The organism is Fusobacteriaceae bacterium (assembly GCA_031272775.1).
In the GTDB taxonomy this organism is placed as follows: domain Bacteria; phylum Fusobacteriota; class Fusobacteriia; order Fusobacteriales; family Fusobacteriaceae; genus JAISST01.
In genome coordinates, this window is the sequence record JAISTB010000020.1 from 20589 (window position 1) to 36830 (window position 16242).

Below are 16242 nucleotides of genomic sequence, written 5' to 3' on the forward strand. Positions count from 1 at the left end.
AATAAGAGGGTTTTGTTGTGTAATAAAAAAGAACGGACCCCGGAATTTTTTCCGGAATCCGTTCGGATTGAATAGTTAGCTTCTCAAAGTTTTCCCCACTCCTTGAGGTAGGTCTCCTTTGTGAGTTGCGCCTTGAAGTTTTTCTTGACGAATTCGCCGGTCTGGCCCTCGTCATACAGGAGATCGATGGCCGTGGCCGTGAGAGCCTTTGCCGCCGTCAGATAGGCGCTTTCCTTGTCCGCCACCGCGAATTCCTCCGTATGGAGGTTGCCCGAAGCGCCCGCGATATACATATGAACCGTGGGAATCAGTTGGGAAACGTCGCCGGCGTCTGTGGAGCCTCCGCCGAAGCCCGGGCCCATTCTGTCCACCTTTTCGGTCCCGTAGAGGGCGCAGAGGTTTTCGTAGACGACGTCGATCAACTCCTCGCTGAAATTAAACGGCATGTAGCCCGGGATATCAATGATTTTTGTCTCGGCCCCTACGGCGTCTCCGCCCGATTTGAGGGCCCGGTCCACTTTTTTCGCGGCGTCCAGGATGGCAGGGGCGTTGGCCCCCCGCACATAGGTCTCGATCCTCACGTCGTCGGGGACCACATTGACGAGGGTCCCGCCCTTGGTGATGATCGGGTGCACGCGGATGTAGTCCTCGCTGCGGAAGGTCTCCCTCTGGGCGTGAATGGCCGATAAGCCCAGGATGGCGGCGTTCAGGGCGTTTATGCCCTCGTGGGGCGCCCCCCCGGCGTGGGCTTCTTTTCCGATATATTGGACGAGCTTGCTGACGAAGCCGTTGCAGTTGGAAGAAACTTCGGCTTCTTTGTCGCTTGTCTTTTTCTTGATATGCTGCATAATCATAAAATCCACGTCGTCAAAGACGCCCAGCTTGATGAATTCCTGCTTGCCCCCGAGGAAACTGATTTCTCCTTTCTGCCGCAGGCCGTTCCGGAACTCGATTTCGACGCCCTCTTCGGCGGGTACCGCCATCAGCACAATATCCCCCGCCAGTTCTTCCATAATGCCCGTACCTTTCAGAGCAATGGCGACCCCGGCCAGGGATGCCATCATGCAGTGGTGGCCGCAGGCGTGGGCCGCGCCCGTTTCCTGACAGGCGTCCTTGTGCCCGGGGACGACGATGGCGTCCAGTTCCGCCATGACCGCGACCCGGTACTTGCTTTTTTTGCCCTTGAGGTTGGCGATGACGCCGGTCCGGGCGACCTTGTCCTTGTAGTCATAGCCCAGTTCCTCAAGGAGCGTCTTGAATTTCCCGGCGGTTTTGACTTCCTTGTAGCCCAGCTCGGGCTCGTGGTAAATGGAATCGCCGAAGGCCGTGATTTTGTCGCGGTTGGCGTCGATTGCCGCGAAGGCGGCCGCTTTCAGTTGTTCTCTCGTTCTCATGATGTCCTCCTCGTCAGTTGATTTTCAATTTTTCCGTTCTGTCATAGACGGCTTTGACAAAGCCCATAAAGAGCGGATGGGGATTGTTGGGGCGGGTCTTGAATTCCGGGTGGAATTGCCCCGCGATAAAGAAGGGGTGCATGGAGGGCGGCAGCTCGATCATTTCCACGAGGATTCCCGTGGGGGAAATGCCCGAGAGCTTCATGCCCGCTTTCTGCACTTCTTCTTTGTAAACGTTGTTGAATTCGTAGCGGTGGCGGTGTCGCTCGACGATTTCGTCTTTGCCGTAGAGCGTCCGGGCCAGGGAGCCTTCGAGGAGCTTGCAGGGGTAGGCCCCCAGTCGCATGGTGCCCCCCTTGTTTTCGATATGCTTCTGGTCGGGCATGATATCGATAATGGGGCAGTCCGTATGCTCGTCAAATTCCGTGGAATTGGCGTTGGTGTAGCCCAGGACGTTTCTTGCGAACTCGATCACGGCCAGCTGCATCCCGAGGCAGAGCCCGAGGAAGGGAATTTTGTTTTCCCTTGCGAAGCGGATGGCGGCCACCTTGCCGTCTATGCCGCGGTTACCGAAGCCGCCGGGAACCAAAATGCCGTTATAGTCCTTGAGCCTTTCGACGTCAAGATTCTTCGACTGGATATAGTCGATCTTCGCCCGGAAGCCCTGGGCGTAGGCCGCGTTTTCGATCGCTTCGTTGACGCTCATGTAGGCGTCCTTGAGCTCCACGTATTTGCCGACGACGGCGATTTTGATCTCGCACTTGGGATGCTTGATTTTGTAGACGACTTCTTCCCATTTGGCGAGGTCAAAGGGCCTGTCCTCTATGCCCAGCTTGCGGCAGGCGACCCGGGCGAGGCCGTTTTTCTCCATGAGGAGCGGCACTTCGTAGATCGTGTCGCAGTCGGGGTTTTCGATGACGGCGTCGGGGGCCATGTTGCAGAACATGGCCAGTTTTTCCAGCATACCGGGCGTGATCGGGTGCTCCGTGCGGCAGACCAGGATGTCGGGCTGGATCCCGAGGCTCATCAGGGCCTTGACCGAATGCTGGGAGGGCTTTGTCTTGACTTCGTTGGCGGCCCGCAGATAGGGCAGCAGCGTCACGTGGATATAGAGCACGTTTTCCACGCCGACGTCGTAGCGGAACTGACGGATGGCCTCCAGGAAGGGCGTGGACTCAATGTCGCCCACGGTCCCGCCGATTTCGGTAATGATGATGTCGACGTCCTTTTCCCGGGAATAAAAGCGGATCCTGTCCTTGATCTCGTTGGTGATGTGGGGAATGACCTGGATGGTTTTTCCCAGATATTCCCCCTTCCGTTCCTTGTTGATGACGGACTGGTAGATTTTGCCGGTGGTCACGTTGCTGTTCTTCGTGAGGTTCCGGTCGATAAAGCGCTCGTAGTGCCCCAGATCGAGGTCGGTCTCGGCGCCGTCCTCGGTCACGAAGACCTCCCCGTGCTCATAGGGGTTCATTGTTCCGGGATCGATATTGATATAGGGATCGAATTTTTGCAGGACAACCCGATACCCCCGCTCCCGGAGGAGCCTTCCCAAAGACGCGGCCGTAATCCCCTTACCCAGAGAAGAAACGACGCCGCCGGTAACAAAGATATACTTTACACTGCGTTCCATAAAACACCCTCCATTTAAGAATTGAGGCCCTGTTGAGAGCCCGCGTCCACCGGATTTTTCCAAAAAGAAAATCAGGTGAAAAAAAAAACCTGATTTTTTGTTTGCGTATGGTATTGTCAATGTTAGCTTTCTTTATAATAGGATAGCATAAAACGGAAAAAATAGCAAGCCCACATTTGAAAAAATTCCCTCGAATTCAGGACTCCGGTCTTGAAATCCCCTTCAATACGAGCTTTGTACCGGCAAAGCCCGTGACTTTCGCCTGGTTGCCCACAAAGAATTCCTCGTCGCTGATGGCGTTCCAGTGCTTTCCGTCGAGGTAGACCTGATACTGGCCGTTTTCATTGATGCCGCGGATTTCGACAATGGCTCCCGTGATCCGGTCCACGCCGCTTTTGTTCTTCCTGTAGAGCGAATTTTTGGCGAACTTCCGGATCGTGAAAAAAAGAATCACCGACCAGATCAGAAAAAAGTAGAGCTGGTACAGGAAATCCTTGACGTAAAAGGCAAAAATGGCCGTCAACGCCGCCGCGATGGCGCACCAGATCGAGACGAGCCCCGGAATGGCCGCTTCGATCACGAGAAAGACCACCATGGCCAGAAGCCAGTACAGGGAAACATACATAGGGATCAACTCCTTTATACGGTAAATTTGTTGCCGCTCCCGGCCTCATCCTTGACCTTGATCAGTTTTTCCAGCTTCCGGATTTTTTTGTCGACTTCGTTGATCCGGAATTCCAGCGTGCTCAGAATCCAAAACTGAAAATGATAGGCCTTTTGCATGCCGTAGATCATCCAGATGACTTTGAAGATGGCTAAGAGCAAGACGATCAGTAGCGTCAGCGTGATATTGGTTTTCCGCATGCCGAGGCCGACCACCAGAAGGCCGAAAATCAAAAGAAGGAAGATGATGCTGACAATGCGGTTCTGCCGTTTGACGCTCCCTCCCAATTGGCCCACAATGCCGCGGACTTTTTCCTGCTCTTTCTGGAATTCATGCAGTTCTTCCTCCAGTTGTTCTTCCAGTTGTTCGTCGATTTCTTTCATGGTTCCCCCTTGGTCGATAATTTCGGTAAGCGCGGAAAACGCTCAGAATGTGTCCAGTACGATTTTGCCCAGCCGGAGGTTCCGGTAATCCCGCAGGATCGACAGGGCCGCCTGCGGCGTATTGGGAAGCCCGCCTTTTTTGAGGACATGATTCCGGAGGGCGATTTTTTCCATGAGTTCCGCGGGATGGCAGGTTTCGTCGGCGGGGTCGAGACCGTAGACTTCGCAGAGGCGCGGCCACAGTCCGAAGGCAATGAGGCGGTTCAGATACCAGGCGGCCACGTCCTCCACCGGCAGAATATCGTCCCGGATGGCGCCCGTAATCGCCAGATGATAGCCCGTCTGCTCGCTTTCGAATCTCGGCCAGAGCACGCCCGGCGTGTCGAGGAGTTCCGCCCCGTCTTTGATTTTGATCCACTGCTTGCCCCGGGTAAATCCCGGAATATTGCGGACCCCGGCGCTGGCCTTGCCGGCGATTTTGTTGATGAGCTGGGATTTTCCCACATTGGGGATCCCCGCGGCCATGAGCCTGACCGGAACGGTACGCAGGCCTTTTTCGGCGGCTTTTGCCCGTTTCACCCGGGCGATGTCTCCGATGGCCCGGTACAGTTCTTGAAAATTGGCCCCCTTGGTCGCGCTTAAGCCGATGACGTCGCAACCGGGGGATTCGCTTTGAAAATAGTCCGTCCAGCGGACGAGATCTTTTTTTTCGACGAGATCGATCTTGTTCAGGACGATGATTCGTTTCTTTTGGGCCGTCAGTCGGCCGATATCGGGATTTTTACTCGAAAGGGGAATTCTCGCGTCCAGGACCTCAAGGAGAATATCCACCAAAGGGAGGTTTTCCTTGATCAGGTCCACGGATTTTTTCATATGCCCCGGGTACCAGTTGATTTTTGTCATGGACATGGGGCTTCCTCCCCGATGAGGATCACGAACTCCCCTTTGGGCGGATGGGCCGCCACATGGGCCAGGGCTTCGCTGACGCTGCCCCGGAAAAATTCCTCATAGATTTTCGTGATTTCCCTGGCGAGAACGACGTTTCTGTCTCCCAGCCATTGGAGAATATCCCCGAGCGTCCGCTCCACCCGGTAGGGGGATTCGTAGAGTACTACGGGCCGTGATTCCGCGGCGAGAGCCTTAAACAGCGTCTGGCGGCCTTTCTTTTTCGGGAGAAAGCCCTCAAAGGCAAAGCGCCGAAGCGATATGCCCGCGGCCGACGCAGCCGCGGTCAGCGCCGAAGGGCCGGGAACGGGGACGACTTTTATCCCCTCTTTAAGGGCCGCGTCCACCAGCTCATAGCCGGGATCCGAGATGCAAGGCGTACCCGCGTCCGTAACGAGGGAGACCTGTTTTCCTTCTCGCAGCCGGGCGAGGATCACGGGGATCTGTCTCGCCTTGGAAAATTCGTCGTAACGGGCCAGAGGCGTCGCGATGTCATAGTGGGTCAGCAGTTTTTTGGTGACCCGGGTATCTTCGGCGTAGATGATCTCCGACTCCCGGAGGGTCCTCACGCCCCTGAAGGTCATGTCTTCAAGATTTCCGATCGGCGTTGCCACCACATAGAGCATGTGCCCTCCCCTCAGGCCACTTCTTTTTCTTTGACCGAGAGCATTTCCAGAAGCTTCTGGACGGCCATATCCAGCTGCACGTCTTTATGGCTTTCGAATTCTTTGGCCGCCTCTTCGCCTTTGACTTCCTTGATGAGCTCTTTCCGATTTTCCCGGGCCGTCTCCTCGTCGACGTTTGTGACGACGCCAAGGCCGTCAAAGAGCATGTAGCCCTCTTTTTCCTCGACGACAATATCGGGCTCGATGCCCTTGCCGTGGATGGAGATCCCGCTGGGCGTGAAATAATTGGCGATCGTGAGCTTGATGCCGTCGCCGTCGGGAAGCGTGATCAGCGTCTGTACACTGCCTTTGCCGAAACTCTTTTCGCCGACCAGAATACCGCGTTTATGGTCCTTGACGGCGCCGGAGACGATTTCCGAGGCCGAGGCGCTGCCGCCGTTGATCAATACGGCCAGGGGAAAATCCCCGTAGTATTTCCCTTCCCGCTGCCGGATCTCTTCCCGGCCGCTTTTGGTCCGGGTGCTGACGACGGTCCCGTCCTTGATGAACATCGAAGCGATCTTGATGGCCTGTTCCAGTGAGCCGCCGGGATTGCTCCGGAGATCGAGAACCAGTGCCTTCATGCCTTTTGACTGGAGGGCGTCCAGCGCCCGGCGCACGTCGGGATAGACGTTGTCGCCGAACTGGGTCAGTCGGAGATAGCCGATCTTGTTCGATTCGTCGAGCATATTTTCCTTGACGTATTTGAGCGTGACTTCGGCCCGCGTGATTTCCACTTCCCGGGTTTCCTTCGTCGCTTCCCGGTACACCGTGACCTTGACTTTCGTGTTTGGCGCGCCCTTGAGGCGTTTGGAGCATTCTTCGGTCGTCATGTTGTAGGTGGATTCGCCGTCTATGGTGAGGATCTGGTCCTTGGGACGCAGCCCCGCCTTGTCGGCGGGCGTATCGCTGATGGGAGAAACCACCGTGCAGGGTTCGTTTTTCTTTTTCTGGATGACCATGCCGACGCCGGCGTATTTGCCGCGGATATCCTCCTGGAAGGACTTCAGCTCCTCTGCCGTAAAATAGCTGGAGTGGGGGTCGTCGAGGGATTCCACGAGACCTCTGATGGCCCCCTGCATAAGGAGCTTGCGCTCGGGGGTCAATTCCCCGACGTAGTTTCCCTTGACGAGATCCATGATGTCTGAGATCTCCTTGAGCTCCCGCAAATTCGACAAAAAACCGTCGTTTCCGGTCTGGGCGCCCGGGGCTTTTGCGCCCGCCGCAACGAACACGCAGACCACGATAAACAGCAAACGTTTTGCAAGCGTTTTCGCTTGTGAAATTCTTTCTTTTTTCATGTCACTCCCCCTAAGCCGCTTGATTTCCTTTTTCCTTGAGCAGCTCTTTTAATTTTTGAACGGCCGTCTCAAGCTGGACGTCTTTGTGGGTTTCAAATTCCTTGGCCGCTTCCTCGCCTTTGACTTCTTTGATCAATTCCTTCCGGCTCTCTTTGGCCGTGTTCTCATCGACGTTGGTGACGCTGCCGACGCCGTCAAAGAGCATGTAGCTGTCTTTTTCCTCGACGACGACGTCGGGGTCTATGCCGGCGCCGTGGATCGATACGCCGTTGGGCGTAAAATATTTCGCGATCGTGAGTTTGATGCCGTCTCCGTCGGGGAGCGGGATCAGCGTCTGTACGCTGCCTTTGCCGAAGCTCTTTTCCCCGATGAGCATCCCCCGTTTATGATCTTTGACGGCGCCCGCGACGATTTCCGAAGCCGAGGCGCTGCCGCCGTTGATGAGGATTGCCAGCGGAAAATCCCCGTAGAATTTTCCCTCCCGCTGCCGGACTTCCTCTTGTCCGCTCAAGGTTTTGGTGCTGACGATCTTGCCGTCTTTGATAAACATCGAGGCGATCTTGACGGCCTGTTCGAAGGATCCGCCGGGATTGCTCCTGAGATCGAAGACCAGGGCCCGCATTCCTTGTTTCTGCAGGTCTTCCACGGCCTTTTTCACGTCGGGATAGACGTTGTCGCCGAACTGGGTCAGTCGCAGATAGCCTATTTTGCCGTCTTCGTCGGCGATCCGGTCTTTGACGTATTTCAGCTGAACTTCCGCTCTTTCGATGACGACGTCCTTGGTTTCCTTGGCGCCTTCGCGGAAAACCGTGACCTTGACGCTGGTCTTGGGGGCCCCTTTGAGTTTTTTGGCGCTTTCCTCACTGGTCATGTTGTAGGTTGATTCGCCGTCTATGGCGACGATCTGATCCCTTGGCCGGATACCCGCCTTGTAGGCCGGAGCGTCCTCGATGGGGGAAACCACCAGAAGGGCTTCGTTTTTCTTCTTTTGGACGACCATGCCGACGCCGATATAATTTCCCTTGATGTCCTCTTGGAAGGACTTCAGTTCCTCGGCCGTAAAATAGTTGGAGTGGGGGTCGTCAAGGGCTTCCATCATGCCGCGGATGGCCCCTTGCATCATTTTTTTCCGGTCGGGGGTCTTCTCCCCCACGTAATTGCCGTTGACGATATCCATGATGTCGGAGATTTCTTTGAGTTCGCGCAAATTGGATAAGAATCCCGCCTGACTCTCATTTTGCGCTTTGGCCTGTGTGACGGAGGCCAGCAGCGCAAAGGCGGCGAGGGTTTTGAGGAGATTCGCTTTTTTGAAGCAGAGCATCATTTTTTTCCTCCTGATTCAGGCGTCGGCCGGAGCGCCCGGTCGAGTTCCACTTCTATTTCCTGTTCCTTTGCTCCCGTGAAAAGCGCCAGATATTCTCTGTTGCCCCGCGCCCCTAAAATCGGCGATTGTGTGAGGCCGGCGGCGTAAAGCCCCTTTTCCCGGAATATTCCTATTATATCATGTAAAATTGTCCTGTGTGTATCAATTTTCGCAAGAATCCCGCCTTTTTCCAATTGCTCCGGTTTCGCCTCAAATTGCGGCTTGATCAGGGCGACGACGCGGGTTTCGGGCTTCGTCAGCGCGATCACCGGATCGACGATCTGCCTCAGGGAAATAAAGGAAACGTCGATGGTGATGAGATCGGGCGCTCCCCGGGTCAGTTCCGTGGGATCGAGCCTCGCGATATGGGTGTTTTCCATGGATTTGACGCGGGGATCCGTCCGGAGCCGGTAGTCGAGCTGGTTTGTCCCGACGTCTACGGCGTAGACAAAGGCCGCCCCCGCTTTCAGCGCGCAATCGGTGAAACCGCCGGTACTGGCGCCGATATCAAGCACGATTTTTCCCTTGCAGTCGAGCTTGAATTCCCGCAGGGCTTTTTCGAGCTTGAGCCCGCCTCTGCTCACATAAGGGCGCTTTTTTTCCCGGATCCGGATCCGGGGCGCGGGGTCCGTCGCGATTAGCGCGCCCGCTTTATCGACCCTGTGATCGTTGATGATGACTTCGCCCGCCATAATCGCTTTTTGCGCCTGAGCGGCGTTTTCATAAAGACCTGCGGCCACGAGGAGCCTGTCGAGTCTTTCTTTCAAGGGGATTCCTCCGCTTTCTATTGGGGATCCGCCGGCAAATAGACGTCCTCAAAGATTTCCTCGTCATTCAGATAGTGAATCAAAGGGATCTCCATGACGATGTTTCGAAAGCCTTTTTTGTCGACGATATTTTTCAGCTTTTCCGTCTCTTTGACCCGCTGGATAAAGAAGCGGTCGCCGATGGGGATGCTGCTGTTTTCTTTGTAATAGGCGATCAACTGCCGGGTATTGCGAAAATTGAGCTGTTCCTTGGCCCGCAGCAGCCGGTTTCTGATGATGCCTTCCGTACAGCCCAGTTTTGCGGCGATCTCGCTGATCTTTTGTCCGGCCAGGAGCATTTTCAGGATCTGGTCGGCGCCGACGGGGTTGATCCGGTGGTATTTGGCGGAATAGACGTCGGCCCGGTGGACGATATTGGCTTCCCGCGTGTTGGGCTGTATTTTTCCCCACCTGCCGTGGTGGGAGAGCACGATGTGGATGATGGCGTCCTTGAGCTTCGGTTTTACCGTCAGCTTCAGCGCGTTTTCCACGGAAGCGAGGACTTTTTTCGTCTCCGCGATCACATAGTCGGGATTTTTCAGCATGACCTGGGAATGGGAGAGATTTTCGTCCAGTTTCCGGAGCGTCCCTTTGCTGAGGTCGTGGATGATGATCCCCACAATAAGCGTGAAAAACTCCACTTTTTTTCTGGCTTCGGGAAAGCTCGGAAAATCCCGCTTGAGCTCGTCAATGGAGAGTTTCAGTACGTCGTAGGTGTGGGTGGAGACTTTGACGCCTTGGTCCGTAAAGCGTTCGAGCTCCCGGACCTGGTCCATATCCAGCAGACGCCGGATAAAGCGGACGGCCTTTCTGTTCCTTTCATTCGGTATCGGGTTGGGTTTCCGCTCTTTTGTCGTGTTGACGGTCTTTCTGATCTGCATCAATGTAGTCCGCAATCCTTTCTGTTAGTTTTTCTCCCGTTAATCCCAGCTCGGCCAGGAGCCCCTTGCGGTCGCCGTGGGGGACTTTGCCCGAGGGAATCCCAATTTTATGGATAATCCTTCTGATGTTGCGGTCGTTCAGGAAATTGAGTACGTAAGACGCGAATGCATTGTGTTCATAAGTTTCTTCGAGGACGAAAATCCTCTTGTATTTCGGCGCTTCCTCCAAAAGAAAGGCTTCGTCCACTGGACTTAGCGAGGAGGCGTTGACAATGGTCCCGCCGATGCCCCTGGACAGGAGACTGTCTTTGACGGCGAGACATTCCCGGAGCATGCTGCCTACGGCAAGGAAGAGATTTTCCCGCTCACCGCCCTGTTTCGGGGCAAACTGTTCAATTACAGTCCATTTTCCAAGCTCAAAAGGCTTCCGGTTTTCCAAGGTAAAGGCCACTTCCCGGGGAATCCGGATGACCACGGGCCCCCTGTCCCACGCCGCCGCCAGGTCAAGGACCTCCCGGAGTTCGTCGGTGGAGGCCGGGGAGATCACCGTAAAGCCGGGGATCATGAGGAACATGCCGATGTCGTAGAGCCCGTTGTGGGTCTTGCCGTCTTCGCCGACGACGCCCGCCCTGTCCACGACAAAACGGACCGGCAGATTCTGCAGGGAAACGTCGTGGATCAGCTGGCTGAACCCCCGCTGCAAAAATGTCGAGTAAATGCAGACCCAGGGTTTTTTGCCCGCCTTGGCCAGCCCCGCCGCGAAAGTCACCGCGTAGCCTTCGGAAATGCCGACGTCAAGGCCCCGTTCCGGAAATTCCCGGAAAAGGCGCTCAAGGCCCGTCCCTTTGACCATGCCCGCCGAAATGGCGTAGACAGTCTCGTCCTGGGCGGCGATCCGGGCCAGAGCCTCTCCGAAGACGCCCGAGTAGGTTTTCGTCCGTGAGAGCGGTTCCCCCGTATCGGGATCAAAGGGGGAAATGCCGTGGAATTTTTCCCGGTCTTCCTCGGCGAAGGCGTAGCCTTTCCCTTTCTGGGTACGCAGATGGATGAAAATAGGCCCTTCCATGCGCTTGATTTTTTTGAAGGTCTCGACCATCTCCTTGATGTTGTGCCCGTCTACGGGCCCGAAAAACTGAAATCCTAGGCTCTCGAGGGTGCTCAGGGGCGCGAAAAAGTTCTTGACCGAGAGCTCAAGCCTGTCGAGGGTGGGGAGCAAAAGGCCCTCCATTTTGATCTTTTTCATCAGCAGACGGGCTTCTTTCCGTAAGCTCAGATATTGTTCGCTGCCCATGATCCGTCCGAAAAATTTGGACAGGGAACCCACGTTTTGCCCGATGGACATTTCATTGTCGTTCAAAATCACGATCAGGTTTTTGTATTTGCCCCCGATATTGTTCAAAGCCTCTAGGGAATGGCCGTTTGCGACGGCGGCATCTCCGATGACGACGACGATCTTGCGGTCGGGACAGGCCAGCGCGATCCCCGAAGCCGCCGCCAAGGCGGTCCCCGCGTGTCCCGAAATAAAGGGATCCCAATCGCTTTCGGCGGGGTCCATAAAGGGGCCTATGCCGTGGCGCTGCCGGAGCGTCTGAAAGCGCTCCTCCCGTCCGGTCAGGATCTTGTGTACGTAGGACTGATGACCGACGTCAAAAAGCAGACGGTCTCTGGAAAAATCAAAGGCCGCGTGGAGGGCCAGCGTCAATTCCACGACGCCCAGATTGGAGGCGAGGTGGCCGCCGTTTTTGCTGACCGTTTCCACCAAAAGCGCGCGGATCCTGGCCGCTTCGTCGTTTAATTTGCTGTAATCCTCAGTGAAGTTCTTGTCCATTTTCTTTCCTCATTCCGGCTTTGTTGTGCGTCCTCTATATTATACACCAATTTCCGGAATTTTTTCAAAATTTTGTACAAATTTTCAGTTTTTTTTGTTTATACCTCCATGATGACCGGCAGGATCATCGGGTTTCTCTTGGTTTTGTTGTAAAAATACTTGGAAGCCGTGTCGCGGATCGTGGTCTTGAGCGCGCCCCAATCCCGTTCTTCCAGCATGTCCGAACCTTCGAGCTTTGCCTTCAGCGTATCGATGGCTTCTCTGATCATGTCGTCGGCCTCTTTGGCGTAGATAAAGCCTCTCGTCACGATCTCCGGGCCTTCCATGATCTTGTTGTTGTTTTTGTTCAAAATCAGCACAATGGTGACGACCCCGTCCTGGGAGAGCTGCTGCCGGTCCTTGAGAACAATGTTGCCGATATCGCCCACGCCCAGGCCGTCCACGAGGACGAAGCCCGCGTTGACCTTGCCCTTGACTTCGACCTGGCGCTTGGTCACCTCGACCTTGCAGCCGTTCTGGGTGATCAGGATGTTTTCGGCGGGAATGCCCGTTTCCATGGCCGATTTTTTGTGGGCCATGAGCATTTTCTGTTCGCCGTGAACCGGCATGAAATACCGGGGCTTGATAAGGTCCAGCATGAGCTTTTGCTCTTCTTTGCTGCCGTGTCCGGAGACGTGGATGCCCGCGATCTTTTTAAACACGACGTCGGCGTCGAATTTCATGAGATTATTGATATTGTTGGAAACGGCCTTTTCGTTGCCGGGGATGGGGGTCGCCGAAATAATGACGGTATCGCCCTGGCGGACTTTGATCTGCTTGTGCATGCCCTTGGCGATCCGGGAAAGGGCCGACATGGGCTCTCCCTGGGTGCCCGTGCAGATGATGACGACTTTGTCGTCGCGGTAGCGCTCCACGTCCGAAAGGCTGATCAGCGTGTCTTTTTTCATTTTGAGATAACCGAAATCCGAGGCGATTTCGAAGACCTTGACGAGAGAGCGCCCGTCTATGGCGACTTTCCGTCCGTATTCCTCGGCAGTCGTGATGACCTGCTGGAGCCGGTGCACATGGGAGGCGAAGGCCGCCACGATGATCCGGCCCTGGGCCTTGGCGAATTCCTGTCGGAACGCTTCCCCGACGGTCCGCTCCGAGGGGGTGAAGCCTTCGACTTCCGCGTTGGTGGAATCCGACAGCATAAGGTCCACGCCCGCTTCTCCGATCTGGGACAATCTGGCGAAATCGAGACTCTCATTGTCAATGGGCGTCAGATCCACCTTGAAATCTCCCGTATGGAACATATTCCCCGCGGGGGTTGAGACAAAGACGCTGTAGCTGTCGGCGATGGAATGGGTCACCTTGATGAATTCCACCGTGAAATATTTTCCCACCTTGATTTTGCTTCTTCCTTTGACCTCCTTCATCTTGGGAAGATTTTTCAGGAACCCGGGTCCCTCAAATTTTGATTTGGCGAGGGCCAGCGAGAGTTTGCCGCCGTAGATGGGCACGGAGCTGTCGATTTTCTGGTAGAGATAAGGGATGCCGCCGATATGGTCCTCGTGACCGTGGGTGACAAAGAGTCCCTTGATCTTGTCTTTGTTGTTTTCGAGGAAGGTGTAGTCGGGGATCACCAGATCGATCCCGAGAAGATTTTCATCGGGAAAGATCACCCCCGCGTCGATGATGATGATCTCATCGCGGTATTGAACCACCGTGATGTTTTTCCCCACCTCTTCGAGGCCGCCAAGGGGGATCACAAACATCTTTTCCTCTTTGCTGTTGATGGTTGCGGCGTCCTGCTGCTTTTTCGCCTCTTTCTCAGGCGCCGGCGCGGGTCCCGTCTTCTTCAGGGACTTGGCTCCGCCGTGGATATTCTGCAGGTTCTTTCTCCTGTCCGCGGGGGCGCCGGTGGCTTGGGGACCGCCTTTTTTGGCGTTCTTGGTCCCGTTCGCCTTCTTTTGCACATGTTTTGCGTTTTTGTTCATAATGTTGTTGTACCTACCTCCTTTGGTTGGTGTGATGATGGTTCGCGTTGCGTTTATGTCTTCTTTCTGTTTTCTTTTTTCGGCTCGGGCAGATTCCCCGCCTCGCTCTGTTCAAGTTCCTGATAAGCCTCGGGATGTTCCCGCCGGTCCTTGACGTCGAGGTATTTGTCGATAAAGAGTTTTGTCATGCCGCCCGCCATCTGGCCGCCGGAGCCCGCGCCCTCGAGGATGCAGACGAATACGATTTCGGGTTTTTCCACGGGGAAAAAGCCCGCCACCCAGGCATGGGTCAGCTTGGAATGCGGATTTTGCGCGGATCCGCTTTTGGCGGCGATCCTGAGATGGGGCGTGCGCAGAACCTTTGTGGTGCCGTTGTTTTCCTCCACGGCGCCGGTGATGGCGTCATCGACGGTCGTGTAATATTCGGGCTTGTAGCGGGTTTTGTCCACGAATTCCTCGGGTCCCCGGATCAGCTGTCCGGCGTCGCTTCCGAAGGGGACGAGTTTCATGCCCACATGGGGCGGATAGTACCAGCCTTTGTTGGCGAGGCGCGTGTAGACCATGGCCATCTGGATGGGCGTCACGGTCACGTAACCCTGTCCGATTGAGGAAATGACCGTATCTCCCGGAAGCCAGATCATTTTTGTCCTTTTTTTCTTCCATTCCTCCGTGGGCATGAGTCCCTTCCGCTCTCCGGGCACGTCGATATCGGTGCGGGCGTCAAGGCCGAAGTCTTTGGCCGTCTCCAGGAGCGGTTTGTAGCCCAATTGATGCGAAAGCTTGTAATAATAGGGATTGGCCGATTCGATCAGCGATTTGCGCATGTCCACGTAGCCGTGGCCGCCTGCCTTCCAGGCCCGGTATTTCCATTTGCCGATCGTGTAGACGCCGTTTTTGTCAAGGAATTTTTCCTTGGGGTTGACGCCCTGCTTCAAAAAGGTCATGGCCGAGATGACTTTGAAAATGGAACCCGGCGGGTATTCCCCGGCGATGGATTTGTTGGACAGGGGCTTTTGCGGGTCCGTGATGATTTTTTCCCAGTCTTCGTCGGAAATCTGGGCGCTGAACATATTGAGGGAATAGGTCGGGTAGCTGACGATCGTCAGAACCTCTCCGTTTTGCGGATCAAGGGCGATGAAGGCCCCCGAAAGCCCGTCTTTTTTGAACTGTTCCTCCATATAGATCTGGAGTTCCATGTCGAGCGTCATATAGAGGTCGTTTCCGGGAATTGGCTCCTTCCGGATATTGCTGATGTTCTGGATCTTGCTCAGGGCGTTGACTTCGATGTATTCCCTGCCGTCGCGGCCCTTGAGTTTTTCGTCATAGGAGCGCTCGAGCCCTTCCTTGCCGATCGTGTCCCGCTGGGAATAGCCCTTGTCCTTGAGCCGCTCGTATTCTTCCCGGGAGATCTTTTTCACGTAGCCTATGCTGTGGGAAGCGACGGAATCGTAGAGATAGCGCCTGCGGAAATAGGTCTGTACCTGAAGGTAGGGATAGTCGATGATTTTTTCCATCAACTTGTGGGCCTTCTCTTCGTCGAGATTCTCCAAAATCACGTTTTCCCGCGTGAAGGGGAAAATGTCCCCGTAGCGGATCCGCTTTTCGATATATTCCTCGGGGTAGCCGGTGACGGCGGCGATGGCCGCGATCTTTTCCGGGTCCCGTTCCCGCTCGTTCATGTAGACGAGGCGGTAACCCGCGCCGTTTGTGACGACGAGCCGTCCGTAACGGTCGTAGATCTTGCCTCTGGGGGCGGGGATGGTCTTTTCCTTGACCCGGTTGCGCTCGGCGAGACTCGCGTATTTGTCTTCGTTGAAGACCTGCAGCTGGATCATTCTCAGCGCGAGCAACACAAAAACCACGGCGATCAGGCCTTTGAAGATCTCTTCCCGCCTGCTTTCGTCTTCGCTCAATTTGACGTCGCTTTTTCTTTTGTTGATGTTTTTCATAGCGTTTCCTTACTGGGTCCTCGTGATGATCCCTCTGGTGAGCAGATAATTCATGACAAGAAAGCCCAGGAGATTGCCCGCGATCCACCGGAGGGAGAGCGCCCGGTAATTGAGGGCGCAGTAGAGGGCCAGTTGCACGAGGGTCACAGCCAGCATGCTTTTCCGGTTGTAGCCCACATTGACATAAATAAAGTCAAACGCAAAAAACCCGATGGAAAGGGTGATAAAAATCCGGATAAAATTGTCCGTTTGCAGGGAGAGCAGAATGCCCAGCGCGATCAGGCCCACCACGGCATAGCGCTTTTTCATATTGACCAGATAGGAAAAGAACGGCAGCGATATCACCATCAGGCTGTTGTTCAATGGCAGACTGGCCTCGATCAGGACGAGGATAAAAAACAATATGACGAACATTCTTTCTCCAATGCCGGTTTAATGAAACGTGAAACTG

14 protein-coding genes are annotated in these 16242 nt (G+C 55.1%); all 14 read right to left on the reverse strand.

The window, feature by feature from the left end; translation table 11 throughout:
* Positions 1 to 83 precede the first annotated feature (83 nt).
* Complete coding sequence (locus LBQ97_05285) at positions 84 to 1394, reverse strand: amidohydrolase (protein ID MDR1832132.1); 1311 nt, start codon at positions 1392 to 1394, stop codon at positions 84 to 86.
* A gap of 13 nt (positions 1395 to 1407) precedes the next feature.
* Entirely contained in the window at positions 1408 to 3027 is a 1620-nt protein-coding gene (locus LBQ97_05290) for a CTP synthase (protein ID MDR1832133.1), read from the reverse strand.
* A gap of 196 nt (positions 3028 to 3223) precedes the next feature.
* Positions 3224 to 3652: an NfeD family protein gene (locus LBQ97_05295; GenBank protein MDR1832134.1), complete on the reverse strand. Its 429-nt coding sequence runs from the start codon at positions 3650 to 3652 to the stop codon at positions 3224 to 3226.
* 14 nt (positions 3653 to 3666) lie between these two features.
* On the reverse strand, positions 3667 to 4074 hold the full coding sequence (locus LBQ97_05300; GenBank protein MDR1832135.1) for a hypothetical protein: 408 nt from the start codon (positions 4072 to 4074) through the stop codon (positions 3667 to 3669).
* 42 nt (positions 4075 to 4116) lie between these two features.
* Complete coding sequence (ylqF, locus tag LBQ97_05305; GenBank protein MDR1832136.1) at positions 4117 to 4983, reverse strand: ribosome biogenesis GTPase YlqF; 867 nt, start codon at positions 4981 to 4983, stop codon at positions 4117 to 4119.
* A complete protein-coding gene (gene rsmI, locus LBQ97_05310; GenBank protein ID MDR1832137.1) occupies positions 4974 to 5645 on the reverse strand; it encodes a 16S rRNA (cytidine(1402)-2'-O)-methyltransferase in 672 nt (223 codons plus the stop codon). Before rsmI ends, ylqF begins: the two co-directional genes overlap by 10 nt.
* Positions 5646 to 5656: 11 nt before the next feature.
* The gene (locus LBQ97_05315; protein MDR1832138.1) at positions 5657 to 6985 is read right to left on the reverse strand and encodes a S41 family peptidase; all 1329 of its coding nucleotides are present in this window, start codon (positions 6983 to 6985) and stop codon (positions 5657 to 5659) included.
* 10 nt (positions 6986 to 6995) lie between these two features.
* The gene (locus LBQ97_05320; protein MDR1832139.1) at positions 6996 to 8309 is read right to left on the reverse strand and encodes a S41 family peptidase; all 1314 of its coding nucleotides are present in this window, start codon (positions 8307 to 8309) and stop codon (positions 6996 to 6998) included.
* Positions 8306 to 9115 carry a TlyA family RNA methyltransferase gene (locus LBQ97_05325; protein MDR1832140.1) on the reverse strand — a complete coding sequence of 270 codons (810 nt, stop codon included), beginning with the start codon at positions 9113 to 9115 and terminating at the stop codon, positions 8306 to 8308. The genes LBQ97_05320 and LBQ97_05325 overlap by 4 nt, the downstream gene beginning before the upstream one ends.
* 17 nt (positions 9116 to 9132) lie before the next feature.
* On the reverse strand, positions 9133 to 10035 hold the full coding sequence (locus LBQ97_05330; GenBank protein MDR1832141.1) for an HD domain-containing protein: 903 nt from the start codon (positions 10033 to 10035) through the stop codon (positions 9133 to 9135).
* Positions 9974 to 11863, reverse strand: a complete 1890-nt coding sequence (gene dxs / locus LBQ97_05335; GenBank protein MDR1832142.1) for a 1-deoxy-D-xylulose-5-phosphate synthase — start codon at positions 11861 to 11863, stop codon at positions 9974 to 9976. Before dxs ends, LBQ97_05330 begins: the two co-directional genes overlap by 62 nt.
* Positions 11864 to 11961: 98 nt before the next feature.
* The gene (locus LBQ97_05340) at positions 11962 to 13842 is read right to left on the reverse strand and encodes a ribonuclease J (GenBank protein MDR1832143.1); all 1881 of its coding nucleotides are present in this window, start codon (positions 13840 to 13842) and stop codon (positions 11962 to 11964) included.
* Positions 13843 to 13895: 53 nt separating this feature from the next.
* Positions 13896 to 15791, reverse strand: coding sequence for a penicillin-binding protein 2 (gene mrdA, locus LBQ97_05345; GenBank protein MDR1832144.1), 1896 nt, complete (start codon positions 15789 to 15791; stop codon positions 13896 to 13898).
* 9 nt (positions 15792 to 15800) lie between these two features.
* Positions 15801 to 16205, reverse strand: coding sequence for a hypothetical protein (locus LBQ97_05350; protein MDR1832145.1), 405 nt, complete (start codon positions 16203 to 16205; stop codon positions 15801 to 15803).
* Between the last annotated feature and the right edge of the window lie 37 nt (positions 16206 to 16242).

Excerpts from the sequence above, each read along its gene's own strand:
- LBQ97_05285 (MDR1832132.1), bottom strand. The coding sequence starts at position 1,394 with ATGAGAACGAGAGAACAACTGAAAGCGGCCGCCTTCGCGGCAATCGAC.
- LBQ97_05290 (MDR1832133.1), bottom strand. The coding sequence starts at position 3,027 with ATGGAACGCAGTGTAAAGTATATCTTTGTTACCGGCGGCGTCGTTTCT.
- LBQ97_05295 (MDR1832134.1), bottom strand. The coding sequence starts at position 3,652 with ATGTATGTTTCCCTGTACTGGCTTCTGGCCATGGTGGTCTTTCTCGTG.
- LBQ97_05300 (MDR1832135.1), bottom strand. The coding sequence starts at position 4,074 with ATGAAAGAAATCGACGAACAACTGGAAGAACAACTGGAGGAAGAACTG.
- ylqF (MDR1832136.1), bottom strand. The coding sequence starts at position 4,983 with ATGTCCATGACAAAAATCAACTGGTACCCGGGGCATATGAAAAAATCC.
- rsmI (MDR1832137.1), bottom strand. The coding sequence starts at position 5,645 with ATGCTCTATGTGGTGGCAACGCCGATCGGAAATCTTGAAGACATGACC.
- LBQ97_05315 (MDR1832138.1), bottom strand. The coding sequence starts at position 6,985 with ATGAAAAAAGAAAGAATTTCACAAGCGAAAACGCTTGCAAAACGTTTG.
- LBQ97_05320 (MDR1832139.1), bottom strand. The coding sequence starts at position 8,309 with ATGATGCTCTGCTTCAAAAAAGCGAATCTCCTCAAAACCCTCGCCGCC.
- LBQ97_05330 (MDR1832141.1), bottom strand. The coding sequence starts at position 10,035 with ATGCAGATCAGAAAGACCGTCAACACGACAAAAGAGCGGAAACCCAAC.
- dxs (MDR1832142.1), bottom strand. The coding sequence starts at position 11,863 with ATGGACAAGAACTTCACTGAGGATTACAGCAAATTAAACGACGAAGCG.
- LBQ97_05340 (MDR1832143.1), bottom strand. The coding sequence starts at position 13,842 with ATGAACAAAAACGCAAAACATGTGCAAAAGAAGGCGAACGGGACCAAG.
- mrdA (MDR1832144.1), bottom strand. The coding sequence starts at position 15,791 with ATGAAAAACATCAACAAAAGAAAAAGCGACGTCAAATTGAGCGAAGAC.
- LBQ97_05350 (MDR1832145.1), bottom strand. The coding sequence starts at position 16,205 with ATGTTCGTCATATTGTTTTTTATCCTCGTCCTGATCGAGGCCAGTCTG.